The organism is Ferruginibacter sp., from assembly GCF_049840995.1.
In the GTDB taxonomy this organism is placed as follows: Bacteria; Bacteroidota; Bacteroidia; order Chitinophagales; family Chitinophagaceae; genus Ferruginibacter.
Window position 1 is genome coordinate 200,692 of sequence record NZ_JASGIP010000009.1, and the last position, 16,480, is coordinate 217,171.

15 protein-coding genes are annotated in these 16,480 nt (G+C 43.0%); 4 read left to right on the plus strand and 11 right to left on the minus strand.

The window, feature by feature from the left end; translation table 11 throughout:
• The 10 genes from QM738_RS25275 to panC all read right to left on the minus strand — a co-directional run bounded on the left by QM738_RS25275 (position 1) and on the right by panC (position 10,626).
• Positions 1-1,359, minus strand: coding sequence for an OmpA family protein (locus tag QM738_RS25275; protein ID WP_462279564.1), 1,359 nt, complete (start codon positions 1,357-1,359; stop codon positions 1-3).
• Positions 1,360-1,472: 113 nt separating this feature from the next.
• Positions 1,473-2,996, minus strand: coding sequence for an L-piperidine-6-carboxylate dehydrogenase (gene amaB, locus QM738_RS25280; protein ID WP_462279565.1), 1,524 nt, complete (start codon positions 2,994-2,996; stop codon positions 1,473-1,475).
• Positions 2,997-3,084: 88 nt separating this feature from the next.
• Entirely contained in the window at positions 3,085-3,906 is an 822-nt protein-coding gene (panB, locus tag QM738_RS25285) for a 3-methyl-2-oxobutanoate hydroxymethyltransferase (RefSeq protein ID WP_462279566.1), read from the minus strand.
• Between the two features lie 103 nt (positions 3,907-4,009).
• Complete coding sequence (locus QM738_RS25290; RefSeq protein ID WP_462279567.1) at positions 4,010-5,008, minus strand: hypothetical protein; 999 nt, start codon at positions 5,006-5,008, stop codon at positions 4,010-4,012.
• Positions 5,009-5,106: 98 nt separating this feature from the next.
• The gene (locus QM738_RS25295) at positions 5,107-5,985 is read right to left on the minus strand and encodes a Ppx/GppA phosphatase family protein (RefSeq protein ID WP_462279568.1); all 879 of its coding nucleotides are present in this window, start codon (positions 5,983-5,985) and stop codon (positions 5,107-5,109) included.
• A gap of 59 nt (positions 5,986-6,044) precedes the next feature.
• Entirely contained in the window at positions 6,045-6,272 is a 228-nt protein-coding gene (locus QM738_RS25300) for a hypothetical protein (protein WP_462279569.1), read from the minus strand.
• Entirely contained in the window at positions 6,239-8,110 is a 1,872-nt protein-coding gene (gene ppk1 / locus QM738_RS25305; RefSeq protein WP_462279570.1) for a polyphosphate kinase 1, read from the minus strand. The genes QM738_RS25300 and ppk1 overlap by 34 nt, the downstream gene beginning before the upstream one ends.
• A gap of 119 nt (positions 8,111-8,229) precedes the next feature.
• Positions 8,230-8,721, minus strand: a complete 492-nt coding sequence (gene rfaE2, locus QM738_RS25310; RefSeq protein WP_462279571.1) for a D-glycero-beta-D-manno-heptose 1-phosphate adenylyltransferase — start codon at positions 8,719-8,721, stop codon at positions 8,230-8,232.
• Positions 8,696-9,718, minus strand: a complete 1,023-nt coding sequence (locus QM738_RS25315; RefSeq protein ID WP_462279572.1) for a lysylphosphatidylglycerol synthase transmembrane domain-containing protein — start codon at positions 9,716-9,718, stop codon at positions 8,696-8,698. The genes rfaE2 and QM738_RS25315 overlap by 26 nt, the downstream gene beginning before the upstream one ends.
• A 62-nt stretch (positions 9,719-9,780) precedes the next feature.
• Positions 9,781-10,626: a pantoate--beta-alanine ligase gene (gene panC / locus QM738_RS25320; protein WP_462279573.1), complete on the minus strand. Its 846-nt coding sequence runs from the start codon at positions 10,624-10,626 to the stop codon at positions 9,781-9,783.
• A 108-nt stretch (positions 10,627-10,734) separates the two neighbouring features.
• Between panC and QM738_RS25325 the strand changes: the two genes are divergently transcribed.
• From QM738_RS25325 to rlmB, 4 genes are all read left to right on the plus strand, one after another.
• Positions 10,735-11,547 (plus strand): glycogen/starch synthase, encoded by an 813-nt coding sequence (locus QM738_RS25325; protein ID WP_462279574.1) that lies wholly within the window; start codon positions 10,735-10,737, stop codon positions 11,545-11,547.
• 31 nt (positions 11,548-11,578) lie between these two features.
• Positions 11,579-13,060 carry a DUF4270 family protein gene (locus QM738_RS25330; RefSeq protein ID WP_462279575.1) on the plus strand — a complete coding sequence of 494 codons (1,482 nt, stop codon included), beginning with the start codon at positions 11,579-11,581 and terminating at the stop codon, positions 13,058-13,060.
• Positions 13,061-13,161: 101 nt separating this feature from the next.
• A complete protein-coding gene (gene metK, locus QM738_RS25335; protein WP_462279576.1) occupies positions 13,162-14,421 on the plus strand; it encodes a methionine adenosyltransferase in 1,260 nt (419 codons plus the stop codon).
• 120 nt (positions 14,422-14,541) lie between these two features.
• Entirely contained in the window at positions 14,542-15,309 is a 768-nt protein-coding gene (gene rlmB / locus QM738_RS25340) for a 23S rRNA (guanosine(2251)-2'-O)-methyltransferase RlmB (RefSeq protein WP_462279577.1), read from the plus strand.
• Here rlmB and QM738_RS25345 read toward each other — a convergent pair.
• The gene (locus QM738_RS25345; RefSeq protein ID WP_462279578.1) at positions 15,306-16,454 is read right to left on the minus strand and encodes an LA_2272 family surface repeat-containing protein; all 1,149 of its coding nucleotides are present in this window, start codon (positions 16,452-16,454) and stop codon (positions 15,306-15,308) included. The genes rlmB and QM738_RS25345 overlap by 4 nt on opposite strands.
• Positions 16,455-16,480: the final 26 nt, after the last annotated feature.

Below are 16,480 nucleotides of genomic sequence, written 5' to 3' on the forward strand. Positions count from 1 at the left end.
CTATTCGTTTGATTCATAAACACATACTTCCACACGCCTGTTCTGCCATTGTACCAGCGGATCCAGCAGATCGGCTGCAGGCATCTTATTACCAAATGCCTGAACGGTAAGACGGCTCTTATCGATATAGAAGCTGGCGATATATGCGGCACAAACATTCGCCCTTTCCAGCGAGCGTTTATAGTTGGCTTCCTCACTGCCCACGTAATCGGTATGACCTTTAAAGCTCACTCTCAGTTTGCTGTTGGCTCTTAACATGGCCAATACCTTATTGAGCGTTTCATAGGCATTGGTACGCAGGATGCTCTTCGCAGGTTCAAAATAGATCACAAAGCAGGTGGTATCGGTTGATACCGGAGGTTTAACCGGTGGTGTAAAGGCAGGGCAGCCATTGTTGGCAGCCACACCGGCCACAAACGGGCATTTATCATCATCATCATTTACGCCATCGCCATCCGAATCGGGCACAGGGCAACCACCGTATTTTAAAGTGCCTTTATGGCCGGGACATTTATCGTTCACATCGGCAATACCATCACCATCACTGTCCTTCAGTGAGTCAACCGGTTCAACAGGTATTTTTACAGTGGATGTATGTTTGGTCTTTGGTGTTCTTTCCTTTTTCTCTCTTTCTTTCTTCTCTTTTGTAAAAAGCGTGTAGCCGGCATTGATACCAAAAGATTTTATCTTATGATCGATAGATTGCTGTGCATCCACGAAATAACCCGATACAGGTATGTTGGCATTCAGCCACAACGATAAGCGATCGAATTCCAGGCCCAGAGAAAAACTCCAGCTGAAGAATACCGGCTTATAACTGCCGGGACCGCTGCCTGTATTTAATTTGCTGTTGGTATTATCGATGGAAGTTTGTGTGCCGAAATAATTCACTTTCACCTGTTCGCTGCCGCCAGATAATATGCTGGCCACCGGGCCGGTACCAAAGAAGAAACTATTGGGGCTTTCTTCGCCAAACATGAATTTTTTGCGGAAGTTGAGATTGATGTCTACATATTTTACACTCTGTGTAAAGGCAGAATCTTTAAGGGTATTGGCAGCGCCATTATCTTTCTGTAAAAAATATTTGTATCCCTTTTTATTATATACAGCGCTTAAAAAAAGATCGATATTGTTTTTTACCAGGCCGATATTGCCAGTAAGGCCAGCCCACCAGGAACCTGCTCCTGAATAAGTATTGTAATCCTGTGGTGTAACAGGGAATTTATACAAGGAAGTTTTGCCCCCACCGGCAGTGATACCCAAACGGGTTTGTGCTGTGGCGTATTGCAGTAACAGCAGTGTAAATATGGTTACAACTGCTTTTTTATAGATAAGGTTCAAACGTAAGTTTTGGGGCATGCTGGTCGCTGCTGTATTTTAAAGTATAATAATAACGACAACAATCGCAGTTTATTATTACAAAATACAATATAAAAATAGACGATAATCCGGTATTGGCAATAAAAATTTACTTACAGGTCGAATTTAATGCCTTGAGCCAGTGGCAGTTTATTGGTATAATTGATGGTGTTGGTCTGCCTGCGCATGTAAATTTTCCATGCATCGCTACCGCTTTCCCTGCCGCCACCGGTCTCTTTTTCGCCGCCAAATGCGCCCCCGATCTCTGCACCGCTGGTACCGATATTTACGTTGGCAATACCGCAATCGCTGCCCGCCTGCGACAGGAAATTCTCTGCTTCCCGTAGGTTGGTGGTCATGATGGCGCTGGATAAACCCTGCGGTACGCCGTTCTGCATAGCAATGGCTTCATCCAGGGTTTTATATTTCATAATGTAGAGAATAGGTGCAAAGGTCTCATGCTGTACAATGCTGAAATCATTTTTTGCTTCGGCAATGCAGGGCTTTACATAGCAGCCGCTTTCGTATCCTTTTCCTTTCAGTACACCGCCCTCCACAACAAATTTGCCGCCCTCTGCTTTGCATTTTTCAATGGCGTCCAGGTACATTTTTACGGCGTCTTTATCGATCAATGGCCCCACATGATTCTTTTCGTTCAAGGGATCGCCGATCTTTAACTGGCCATAGGCATGCACCAGTTTATCACGGAACTTATTGTACACCGATTCGTGGATGATGAGCCTGCGGGTGGAAGTGCAGCGCTGGCCGGCAGTACCTACGGCACCAAATGCAGCACCGATCAATGCCATATCCAGGTCGGCATCTTTACTGATGATGATGGCATTGTTGCCTCCTAATTCCAATAAACTTCTACCCAGTCTTTCACCTACTGCTTTGCCTACAGCCTTACCCATACGGGTGCTGCCGGTTGCCGAAACCAGTGGTATCCTCGGGTCATTGCTCATCCATTCGCCCACATTTCTGCCACCGATAATGATGTTGCTAACGCCTTCGGGTACACTATTTTTTTTGAATACGGATTGTATGATGTGCTGGCAGGCAATGGCGCATAAAGGTGTTTTTTCGCTGGCCTTCCAAACGCACACATCACCGCAAACCCATGCAAGGGCCGCATTCCAGCTCCATACTGCTACGGGAAAATTGAAAGCGGAGATCACACCCACAATACCCAGCGGGTGATACTGCTCGTACATACGGTGGCCCGGCCTTTCGCTGTGCATGGTAAGGCCGTGCAGCTGGCGGGAAAGGCCCACAGCAAAATCGCAGATGTCGATCATTTCCTGCACTTCGCCCAATCCTTCCTGCAGGCTTTTGCCCATTTCGTAAGAAACCAGTTGACCTAAAGAAGATTTTTGTTTGCGCAATTCTTCTGCAAACTGCCGCACAATTTCGCCGCGTTTAGGGGCCGGCCATAAACGCCATTCAGTAAAAGCCGCCTGCGCTTTGGTGATAACGGTATCGTAATTATTTTTATCAGCGCCTGTAACAGTTGCTATCAGCTTGCCATCAACAGGGGAGTAGGAAGGGATTTTTTCACCCTTTGCCTTTGGCCATTGTAAGCCTGTAGAAACGCCGTTATTATTTTTCTGGATCTTTAATTGAGAAAGAAATTTCATGAGCTGCAATTTTTTGAACTGCAAAGTTAACAAAGATATCAGCCAAAATAATTTTTAAAGATGTATTTAAAACAAAGCTATCATACAGTTAATACTGTTCCGCTTCATTCGGAAAATCCTTGCTTTTAATATCGTGTATATATTGCTGCACGGCATTTGTAACCTGTTCGTTCAGGTTGAGGTATTGCCTTAAAAAACGCGGTTTGAATTCTGTATTGATGCCCAGCATATCGTGCATTACCAATACCTGTCCATCGCAATAGCCACCGGCACCGATACCAATGGTAGGTATGCTCAGGCTTTCGGTGACTTCTTTTGCAAGGGCAGCGGGAATTTTTTCCAGCACTATGCCAAAGCAACCTGCTTCCTGTAATAATAAGGCATCCTTTCTGAGTTTAGCAGCTTCCTGTTCTTCAGTGGCCCTCACTACGTAAGTGCCGAACTTATTGATGGACTGTGGCGTTAATCCAAGGTGCCCCATCACGGGTATACCGGCGCTCACTATTTTTTTTACTGAATCGAGTATTTCTTCACCGCCTTCCAACTTTACGGTGTTGGCGCCGCTTTCCTTCATAATGCGAATGGCCGATGCCAGGGCTATATCCGAATTGGATTGATAATACCCGAAAGGAATATCACAAACGATCAGGCTTCTTTCCCGGGCCCTTACCACGCTTTGCGCATGATAGATCATTTGATCCAAAGTAATGGGCAGGGTGGTGATATGTCCGGCCATTACATTACTGGCGCTGTCGCCCACTAAAATGATATCGATACCGGCGGCATCAAAAATGGTGGCAAAGGAAAAATCATAGGCCGTGATCATGGAGATCTTTTCCCCGGCGGCTTTCATTTTTTGAAGCGTATTGGTGGTAACTTTCTTTACTTCTTTAAGTGCTGCTGCTGTCATAAGTTTTAATTAAATCATTAAAAGATGGCGAAGTGGAGCAGGCTCTGCATTAGAATAAACAAGTCCGGGATGATTATCGCGGCTGTAAAAGTAGGAAAGAATTTTAATTGAAAACTATTTTTAAAACAGGGGCAGTATTTTTACCATCTTCTATAGCGTCGGGGCTTTTGAGGTATAAATAGCCTGCCTTGATCTTACTGAAAACGATATTTTTTGTATGGTCATAGTACCAGTCCTGTTCTAATTGCACAGCAGCAAATTGTTTGGGAGATAATGGCTCGTTGAATATTTTAGTAGTTGAATTTCCCACGGAATCATATACCTGTACTGCTATTTTCAGTTCATCAACAATGTCGGTATTGAGATCAACTGCTTTTATTTTTTTATTGTTTTTAACGAGGTAAACAGCAAACTTGTCCTTCATGATATAAGGCCATAAGGATGACAATAAATTGCGTCCATATAATTCTTTGAGTTGGTCGTCTGCAGGAATACTGTCAAGTGATATTGTTTTGCGTGTGTGTGATAAGAGGGCTATTTTATCCTGCGCAGCGGGCTGGAAATTGTATTTAAAATTAAAGCAGGAAGAAAAGTAATTGCCGATACCAAGGTAAATGCCGGAGCCTGTTACCAGGGGTATTACTTTAGGTGACACCCATGGCACATAAGTTTTTAATTGACCGTTCTCAATAAAAATTATCTGTGTAACATCTGTAATGGGAAAGGCGGAAAAATCAATGGTGTAAGGTTTTACAGTTTCAGTTGTTGCTATTGCATTACCAACAGAATCAAACAGCATCATGCTATGTGGCCATGCGTATAGTATATTACTGTCGATAGATCGCTTGGAAAGATATTCAAGAGGATCGGTCGTCGTACTTCCATGGTATAATGCCCTGGTTGCTTTGATCTCTTTTTTTCCGAAGCGATCGGTCAGTAATTTATTGAAACCTGTTTTTTCAAAATCAACCGTGTCATTCACGTATGCAGCCCATTCAATTGATGGCTGGTTGATAAATTTATCGAATTGTGTAGGGGAGGGAATTTGCTGGGCCATTGCCTGGTTGCATAAAAGGCAAAGCAGTATTATCGAGGTCCTCATTTTTTATAGTTTGGTGCTTGTAGTTTAACGACCCTCTGCCGCAAAATAGTATCCCATAAAATGTTAAATCTACAATCTGAAATCTAAAATCTACAATCCTACTTTACTTCATCCCACAAATGCCGTATCAATCCATCCACCAAACCGATCTTGGGTACATAAATTTCCTGCGCATCCGTCCAGCGCATGGCATTGGTATATATCTGCAGCGCAGGTACGATCACATCGGCACGGTCTTCGCGTAGGCCATATCGGCTGATCCTTTCTTCCAGTGTAACATTGCTCAACTCTTTGTAATAATCCTTCAGCAATTCCAGCGGCAATGGTTTACCGTCTTTTCGTTTACTCATGCTGAATACTTTATTGATATTTCCACCACTACCAATAGCCACTACTTCTTTATGACCACGGGTCACATTCTTCAACGCATCTTTCATTTCGTCCCATTGCCATTCCTTTACCATGTTCTTTAATAAACGTATGGTGCCGATATTGAAGGATTTTTTATAGATGAGTTTGCCATTGCTGAAAAAAGATAATTCGGTACTGCCACCACCCACATCAATGTAAAGATAACTGTGGTCTTTATCCATGTTCTCTGCCACATGATTCTCGTACACCAGGTTGGCCTCCGTATCGCCACTGATCACTTCGATGGAAATACCGGTCTCCAGTTTTATTTTGCGGATGATGTCTGCAGCATTCTTTGCATCCCGCATGGCGCTGGTGGCGCAGGCTTTTAAATGATCCACACCGTAAGCATTCATCAGGTGTTTGTAAGCCTTCATGGTTTGCAATACCATGCCGATCCTTTGTTTGGAGATCTCGCCGTTTTCAAACACATCAAAACCCAGGCGCAGCGGCACCCTTACCAGGTTAAGCTTATTGAAAGAAGGGATTTTTTTTTCATCCGTCGTCACCTCAGCAATTAAAAGTCTTGCTGCGTTACTGCCAATATCAATTGCTGCTAATTTCATCACAACAAATGTAACTGGCAATTGCCAACTACAAACTGCCATTTTTTTTATGTGGATAATTAACTATTGGTGGCTCTGCGGTGCAGGTAATTATAAGTTTCCAGCTGGCTGCGCACTTTGCGGGTATTGCGTGGATTTACATATTGGTTGCTGAGTGCATTGTCCAGTATCCTTGCCTTGATATTATCATTGAGCTGTATCTGCATGATCTCTTTTAATTCCTGCTTGATGCTTTTTTCAAATACCGGGCAGGCTACTTCAATACGGTGATCGATGTTCCGTACCATCCAGTCGGCGCTGGAGATAAATACTTTTTCTTTGCCGGCATTGTGAAGATCATCACCCTTGCATGCTCCAGGTATTCGTCCACAATACTGATGGCATATACATCTTTGAATTTATTATTCTGCGTCAACATACAGAATATACCTCTCACCACCATGTTGATGATAACACCCGACTTGGCTGCTTCATATAATTTTTCTATCAGTATCTCGTCGCTCAGCGAATTCAATTTTAAAAAGATGGCTGCCGGTTTTTTCGCTTTAGCGGCATCAATTTCTTTTTGTATCAGCTGCATCAGCTGGCTGCGCATGCCGGCGGGACTAACGATGAGTGTTTTGCAGGCCCTTAAAAAATGCGGCCGCATTTTCGGTTGTTCCAGGTAATGAAAGATGCGGTTTACATCGGCCATGATATTTTTTTCGGCAGTAAGCAAACAATGATCGCTGTATATCCTCGATGTCTGTTCGTTCATATTGCCCGTGCTTACAAAACCATATAACAATGGTTTGCCCTGCACCATTTTTTTAATAAGGCACATTTTGGCGTGCACTTTCATATCGGGTACGCCTATCAGTACTTTTACACCGGCTTCTTCCAGTTCTACTTTCCATTCCAGGTTCGCTTCTTCATCAAATCTTGCCCGCAGTTCCAATACAGCCGTTACATGCTTGCCATTGCGTACTGCGTTGGTGAGTGCATTGATTATTTTAGAACGGGATGCTAACCGGTAGCAGGTTATCTTGATGCTGACTACATCGGGATCAATGGCGGCTTCACGTAAAAGGTCTATCACGCTGTCGAAACTGTGATAGGGAAAATTCAGCAGCACATCTTTTTGCAATACCACATCCGTGATACGGGGCGCATTCTTCAATGCGGGGTGTGCAAAAGGTTTTTTCCTGGGGTTCTTTTTTTCAAACACCGATTCAGGAAAATTCATAAAGTCCTTAAAGTTATGGATACGGCCACCGGGTATCAGGTTGTCTTTGTGGGTAAGTCCCAAACGTTTTACCAGGTAAGCGAGTAAGGAAGCGTCAATATCTTTATCGTATACAAAACGCACCGTCTTTCCTTTTTTACGGTTCTTCAGTCCCTTCTCAATTTTTTGTATCAGCGAGGTGGATACATCATTGTCAATGTCGATCTCTGCATCACGGGTAACTTTTATGATGGCCGCAGAAAAAGTGTCGTAACCAAAGAAAGAAAAAATATTAGGCAGGCAAAAACGGATCACGTCTTCCAGCAGGATGATGTGTTTTTCATTTTGATTGGAAGGCAATATCAAAAACCTGGGCAGTCGCCTTGCAGGCACAGATACCAACGCAAATTTTTTGGCAATCGTCTTGTCTTTTTTAGAAAGCGTACAGGCCAGGTAGATAGATTTGTCATTCAGTACCGGGAACTCGCTGATGCTTTCCAGCATCAGGGGCACAATATTGCTGCGTATCTCGTCATTAAAATAATCCAGTACAAATTTTTGCTGCAGCCTGTTGAGTTTTGTTTCGGATATCAGGAATATCTTTTCTTTTTTTAATTCCCGCAGTATCTCGTTCCATATCCTTTCAAATTCTTTTTGCTGCTCCAGCACTTTTTCCTGTATCTCTTCCAGTATCAGGCGGGGATTGATCTCCAGGTGCATCTTGCCTTTTTCGCCCAGGGCTATCATACGATTAAGTGTGGCCACACGTACCCGGAAAAATTCATCGAGGTTGCTGGAAAATATACCCAGGAATTTGATGCGTTCGCGGAGCGGCACTGTATCATCGGCGGCTTCCTGCAATACACGGCGGTTGAACGATAGCCAGCTTATATCTCTTACAATTGTTTTTTGCTTAGGCACAAAGTTTTTTTAGTGGCATGAAATTAAATTGACTGACTTAACTAAATCATAAACCATGTATTAAGTTAAGGTGAATTTTTGCAAGAACAATAAAGACCGGCGTTTTGTTGTGTTAATTTTTATGGCTGCTTCATGCGCTCAATGATGGAAGTAGTGGAAAAGCCTTCTAGTATAGGCGCTATCACCACCTGGCCGCCATTGGCAATTACTTCTTTGGCGCCAACGATCGTATCAATAGTATAATCGCCGCCTTTAACCAGTACATCGGGCATTACTGCTGTAATTAAATTATAAGGAGTATCTTCTTCAAAAATGATCACTGCATCCGTCATTACCAGTGAGGCGAGTACCAATGCCCTGGAATTTTGCCCATTTACCGGCCGGCTTTCGCCTTTTAATCTTTTTACAGAAGCATCTGCATTTACACCCACAATTAAAATATTACCATGACTGGCTGCTTCGCTCAAAGATGCAATATGCCCTTCGTGCAGTATATCAAATACGCCATTGGTAAAAACGATCTTTTTGTTCAGCAACCGCCAGCGTTTTAATTGTGCCTGCAGTGTTTCGCCTGTAAAGATCTTATCAGGAATTGACTGTACTGATCTCATGCTTGGGCTTATTTAAGTAAGGCAATATCAATAAACATACAAAACCCATCACCAGTATAATGATGAATTGCGCCGACCATTGCAGCCAGCCGTTGGCAGCCCCAAAAGCTTCGGGAATGCTGTACAGCAACATCGATTTCATCACCAGTTCGGGATAGGAGCCAATGCCGCCGGGTGTTATCATAGTGGCAACGGTGCCAAATACCAATACAGGAAAAGCAGCCAGCACAGGCAATACGCTGGTTTCTTTAATAGCAAAAAAACCAACATAGGTACCGGCAAGGTAACAGGCCCAGATAAAAACACTGTGAAAGATAAATGACCATTTGTTGGGCAGGTTACGGATACTTAATAATCCTTCGATGATATTATTAAAGATGCCCCGCAGTTTCTGGATGAACTGTATATGGCTGTATTTTTTAAATACATATCTCGCTGTAAAAAATCCGGCCACCAATACTATCACGATCACTGCAATTTTTATAGCAGCCATGGTAGTGTCTTTGCTGAGTATATAAGTATTGAAAAAGTTCTTTGCATATTCACCCACTATATGGGCCTGGGTAAGCAGGGAGATAAGTATCACGATCAAAAAAGACAATACATCTACCGCTCTTTCCACAATGATGGTACCCACTAATTTATCGGCGGGTACTTTTTCGTAGCGTGCCAGTATGGTACATTTTAATACTTCTCCTAAGCGGGGCACGGCAAAGTTGGCCAGGTAGCCCACCATTACGGCGCAAAAGGTATTGCTGAGTTTGGGTGCATAGCCCAGCGATTTCATCAGTATCTTCCACCGGATGGCACGGCTTACATGGCTTGCTGCCAGGATAAAGAATACGGGGATGAGCAGGTAATAATTGGCGGTTTGTAAGGAGGTTAAAAATTTCTGGTAATTGTCCTCACTCATTTTATGAAGACTCCACCATACTAAAAAGATACCAAGGCCAAGAAAAAATGCGTATTTAATAAATGAGAGTAACCTTTTTTGCATACCCGCTAAAATTACGAATAGATTATTAAATACAACTGAAATATGAAATGGTAATAATTATTTTAGTTCAAAAGCATATTATCTATCAGGCGCACTTCATTTAAATAAGCTGCTGCCAATGCCACCAGCGGCGTGTTACCGTCCCAGCTATCAATAATTTCCAGCGAAGCGGCAGTGGCTATTTCTACATAATCCACTTTAAAGCCTTCGGCTGTTAAATATTGTACGGCCCTTTGTTTAAGATCGCCGGTAAAGCCTGGTTTTATGTGTTGTTGTATAAATAAAAGTGTTTCGGATATTCTTACCGCCTGCTGTCTTTCTTTTTCGCTGAGGCGCATATTACGGCTGCTCATGGCCAATCCGTCTGCTTCCCGCAGCGTTGGGTTTATTACAACCTGCACTTCCATCTTTGTAAGTTCTACCAGTTTTTTTATTACCATACATTGCTGATAATCTTTCTGGCCAAGATATAAATTATGCGGTTGTACAATATCCAGCAGGCGATGCACCACCTGGCACACCCCCTGGAAATGGCCGGGCCGGTATTGGCCTTCCAGCACGGTTTCCAGGTAGCCCAGGTCGTAATGGGGCGGGTTGCTGAACCCGTTGGGGTAGATCTCGTTTACTGAGGGCAGGAAAAGCACATCGCAACCATTCTTTTCCAGCATGTCAATGTCTTTTTCCAGTGTAACGGGGTATTTCTCAAAATCCTTCGGGTCGTTAAACTGCGATGGGTTTACAAAGATGCTGCAAACCGTTATTTGATTCTGACTTTTGCAGTTAGATATTAAAGAAATGTGTCCATTGTGCAATGCGCCCATAGTGGGTACAAAGCCAATACTGTTACCTTCCTGTTTGTTTTGGCTGATGAAAGCCTTGAGAGCTGAAATTTGCTTATATAGTATCATAATTTAATAACATTTAGGGCTCAAATGCCCTTGGAATCTCAATTTCACAAAAAAAATCGTACTTTTGCACTCCTTTTAAATTTAAGGGGCCACTAATACAGCGCAAAAATGTCAACAAAGAAAAGAATTTTATTCATTGCTAATGAAATGTCGCCTTACCTTGAACTTACAGATTTTGCTGAGATTGTGAATAAACTGGCTGTTAAATCCAATGACAGCGGTATGGAAGTAAGGTGCATCATGCCCCGTTTCGGGACTATTAACGAGAGGAGACATAGGCTGCACGAGGTTGTTCGCTTATCGGGTATTAATGTATCCATTGATAATGATGATTATCCCCTGATGATCAAAGTGGCTTCGCTGCCCAATGCCAGGCTGCAGATCTACTTTTTGGATAATGAAGATTTTTTTAAGCGCAAATCTGTTTTTGTAGATGATAAGGACAAATGGTTTGATGATAATGGATTGAGGACCGTACTGTTTTGCAAGGGCGCTTTGGAGACCGTGAAAAAATTCGGCTGGCCTCCTGATATCATTCACTGCAGCGGCTGGATGACCGGCCTGATCCCCATGTTCATAAAGAATGCGTATAAAAAAGAACCTGTTTTCGGTAATTGCAAAGTGGTGTATACCATTGGCGAAAATACCTTTAAAGAAAAACTGGGCGCTGACTTTTTAAAGCTTGCAACAATCAACGATCATGTAACCAAGAAGGAGCTGGAACCTTTCAAGGATGCTAATAATACAGCTATGTTCCGTGGCGGCGCTGCGTTTGCAGATGCCGTAACTTTTGGTACTGATAAAGCCGATAAAAAACTGGTAGAAGAATTTTCCAAGGTTAAGGGTAAAAAGGTCATTAAGTATAATGAAGAGGGCGATTTAACAGACTATTTGCAATTATATACCGACCTTGCCAAATAAAAAAACTAACCATTTTTATAAATTTACGCTTGTGCAAAAACGTATTCTGCCGCTTACTTTTATCGCCTTTTTATTTTCTTTAGTTATTGCAGGTTGCAGCAAATTAGACACAACAGATATTGGCAGTGATCTTTTGCCGGCGGTGGACAATGTATCCACCTTTGATACCGTACTTTCCATTACCACTACGCAAGGCGTTTTTGCTGATACCACCAAGGTTTACAATACCGACGACCAGGTGCTGGGCCATATCACCAACGATCCTTTGTTTGGAACAACCCAGGCGGATGTTTTTGCCCAGTTCAAACCGGGCTTTTTCCCATTTTATTACGGTAATGCCGGCGATACCATTGTAGGTTTTGACTCAGTGGTGTTATGCCTTAGCTATAAAGGTTTCTGGGGCGATACTTCTGTACCGGTGCAATTGCAGGTGTTTGAAGTACAGAATAACACCGGAGGTCTTTGGGATTCTGTTTACCAGGGCAAAACAGTGAATTTTGCGCCCACGCTTACCGGCGGTGCCATCGGTACTGCTTTAGTTGATGTAAGAACACTGGGTAATTATATTAAATATACCAACGGTAAAGATTCGGTGAAGAACCAGATAAGGATAAAACTGAACAGTAGTTTTGCCAATGCATTATTCACGAGGGATACTTTGCATAATGATGCGTTCAAATCGGATTCTCTTTTCAGGGTGTTTCAGAACGGGCTGGGCATTGTTGCAGGCGGTAGCGGTAACGGGCTGATCTATACCAACCTTACCGATACTTCTTCCAAACTGGAGATACATTACAGGCGTAAGAATACTTCCGGGGTAACAGATACCAGTTATACCGCTTTAAAGATAACTACTTCAACAGTAGATGTTGTACCGCCTTCATCCACTGCCGATCATATTGTGCGCAACCGGCCTGCACAGGTATCTAATCCTTTACCGGGTGAGATCTACCTGCAAACCTCTCCGGGCACTTATGCCAATTTAAGTATACCGGCGCTTTCCACTTTATCTAACCGTATTGTACATCGTGCCGAGCTGATAGTAGAACAGATACCTACGAACCCGCTTTTTGACGGCATCTTTTCAGCGCCTAACTTTTTATATGTCGATCTGAAAGATACCGGGGCTACCAATAAATGGAAGCCATTGTACTTCGATCTGAACCCGAATACAGGTTATGATCCTGATTTTGTACAGTCTACCATCTTCTATCCGTCAGGCGGCCCGGACTTTGGTTATTTCGGCGGTTTTGTAAGGGATAAGAATGATGCTTTCGGCAACCCGATCAAGTATTACAATATCAATATTACCCGTTATGTACAGCAGATCGTAACCAAGCACACGCCCAATTACAACCTGCGGTTATTTGCCCCCTATGATTTCTCGTATTCGCAATACGCCACCGATGTATTCATCTATAATAACAAGCTGGCGGCGGGCAGGGTAAAGGTAGGCGGTGGTACCAATGCCAATTATAAAATGAGGTTGCGCATCGTTTACTCCAAGATTTAAAATAATTTTATTCAGATAAGTGAATAAAGTCCTCTTTAATGCAAGAGGACTTTGTTGTTTAATTACTACACCCTTATCTTTGCAATCTTAAAAAAAACAATATGCCGTATTTATTTACATCAGAGTCTGTAAGTGAAGGACACCCTGATAAAGTTGCTGACCAGATCAGTGATGCTTTAATTGATAACTTTTTGGCTTTTGATGCCAATAGTAAAGTTGCCTGCGAAACATTGGTTACAACCGGGCAGGTGGTACTTGCAGGTGAAGTAAAAAGTAAAGCTTACCTGGATGTGCAGGAAATTGCTCGTGGTGTGATCCGTAAAATAGGATACACAAAGAGCGAGTACATGTTTGAAGCAAACAGCTGCGGTATCTTATCTGCCATTCATGAACAATCAGGCGATATCAACCAGGGCGTGGACAGGAAGAAGAAAGAAGAACAGGGTGCAGGCGACCAGGGTATGATGTTTGGATACGCTACTAACGAAACAGAAGATTACATGCCGCTGGCATTGAATCTTGCCCATAAATTACTGGAAGAACTGGCTGCTTTAAGGAGAGAGAACAAAGCCATTAAATACCTGCGCCCTGATGCCAAGAGCCAGGTTACACTGGAATATGATGACAATAATGTTCCTGTAAGGATCGATGCGATCGTTGTGTCTACACAGCATGATGATTTTGGTAAAGATGATGCGATGCTGGCGAAGATCAAAAAAGATATCATCAACATACTGATACCAAGGGTGAAGGCAAAATATCCAAAATATGCCCACCTGTTCAATAACAAGATCAAGTACCACGTAAACCCAACGGGTAAATTCGTGATCGGTGGTCCGCACGGTGATACCGGTTTAACAGGCCGTAAGATCATTGTGGATACTTATGGTGGTAAAGGTGCTCACGGTGGTGGCGCTTTCAGTGGTAAAGATCCAAGTAAAGTAGACAGGAGTGCGGCTTACGCAACCCGCCACATTGCAAAAAACCTGGTAGCTGCCGGTTTGTGCAGTGAAGTACTGGTACAGGTATCTTATGCCATTGGTGTTGCTGAACCAACTTCTATCAACGTGGTAACTTATGGTACTGCCAAAGTAGAACTGACCGATGGACAGATCGCTGAAAAAATAATGAAGATGCCATGCTTCGACATGCGCCCTTACTTTATTGAACAGCGCCTGAAACTGCGTAACCCTATGTACAGCGAAACTGCTGCTTACGGGCACATGGGCCGCAAGAACGAAGTAGTGGAAAAAACATTTACTTCACCAGATGGTAAAGCCGTAAAGAAAAAAGTGGAACTGTTTACCTGGGAAAAACTGGATGCAGTTAAAGAAGTGAAAAAAGCATTTGGATTGAAATAATCTGAAGGCTATTTATAAAGATCTGCAAAAAGCCATTCTTAAAAAGAATGGCTTTTTGCTTACGCATCAGGCAAATCATTTAATCCGGTAAATCCCGGTCCTATTACTTAATTTTGAATTGTGAGAAATTTTAAACACCAACACCAGCGCCCCAAAAAGAGCAGCCTTATCATAGGCCGCAAAGCAGTTATTGATGCCATGCAGAATGGTAAACACCTGGAGCGTATCTATATGCAGGCAACGGTGCATGGTGAAGTGATAGATGAAATAAAAAGACTGGCAGAAAAACACCAGGTGCCCATCAATAAAGTGCCGGTAGAGAAACTCAACAATTTTAATGTAAGCAACCACGAAGGCTGCATTGCACTTATTTCCAAGATACAATACCAAAACCTGCAGGATATCATTTCATTTGTAGTGGATAAGGGAGAAACACCTTTGTTCCTGATACTGGATGGCATCACTGATATCCGCAATATCGGCGGTATTGCAAGAAGCGCTTTTTGCTTTGGCGTGAATGCCATCATCATTCCTGATAAAGGAGTGGGGGCTTTGAATGAAGATGCTATTACTACCTCTGCAGGCGCTTTGGAACAATTGCCTGTATGCCGTGTGAACAGCCTGATGAAAGCAGTGGATGAACTGCACCTGAACGGCATCAAGGTTTTTGCAAGCGAAATGACTGCCGCTAAAGATATCGCTGCAACGGATTTCAGCGGGCCTGCTGCCATTGTGATGGGCAGCGAGGATAAAGGTATTTATCCCGCACTGATGAAGATATGCGATGAGCAATTCAAAATCCCCATGACCGGGGATTTCGAAAGCCTGAATGTGTCAGTTGCCACAGGGATAATATTGTATGAAGTAATGAAACAACGCACAGCCTAAGTGCCCCAGTTGATGAGGGGTAGTTTTCTTTTGCTGTTCACATTCCATAAACCTATTTGTAATCCTTTTAAATATTTACAGGAGTTGATCAGGCCGATCTGCAGCCCCGTGCATTTTATGGCATTATTCCTGATGCCGCCAATGGCAAGGCCCTTTACCCGGTTCAAATAATTAAAACCTCCTGTAATAACGATGCCGGATACACGATTACTGTAGCAAACACCGCCGTTAATAAAAACACCTGATAGGTCTTTGCCATCAGCAATGCCGCCGTAGCTTATTCCCAGGCCTTGAATGGTGGCCAGTCCGCCGGTATCCGGTACATTGTTCAGCAGGTTCACATTGGCTGCATCCAGCACATGAAAAAAGCTGAACATAGTAATATACATACTCAACACATCCCCGTTGATATTGACTCCCCTGATGGTTACCGGTTTGCCATTTATATTACAGGTTTGAAGCCCCAGTGCAAGGCCATTTATCTCATGCGCATTAAAGGGCAGGAACCAGGCGAAATTTCTTTTACGCAAAACGGTATCCTGCTTTGCAACTACCGGATTTTTGGGAAGATCGGGAACGATCTTCTTGCCGGGCAAAGTATCCACTATATCAAAGAGCATGTCGATGCCTTGTGCTGTTACATAAGGAGTGGCAGTGTAGCGCACAAATTCGACGGTGTCTGTTGAGATACGTATGGGTATTCTTTTTGCAGCGCTGTCTTTATAAAATTCATGCCTGTAATTCCTTAAATGCACACTGCTGTATAAACCAAATATCCTGTCGCCGAGTAAACGGATCTTTTTAATGGCGGAAGCAGCAATGCTCAATGTATCAGGCCGTTGATGGCCTTTTGCCAATTCTTCCCTGCTTACATAATCTGTAAATACAATGCTGTCTTTTTTTATGGAAAGAATAAGAGCGCTGTATACCATATCGTTTTTCAATACCAGGTCGTACACACAGTTCTCGTACAGGTAAAAACCTTTATTGCCCGGCAGGTAATCATCTTTACCGGGATTAAATACATGCCGGTTTTTTTTGAATTTTAACACCCAGGAAGTATCGGTCTGTGCGATGCTTTTTATTGCCCCTGTAAAAATTAAGAGCGCAATAAAAAGGCAGTGGTAACAACTTATTTTTCTCATGATAACTGGTAGACGATAATATTTAC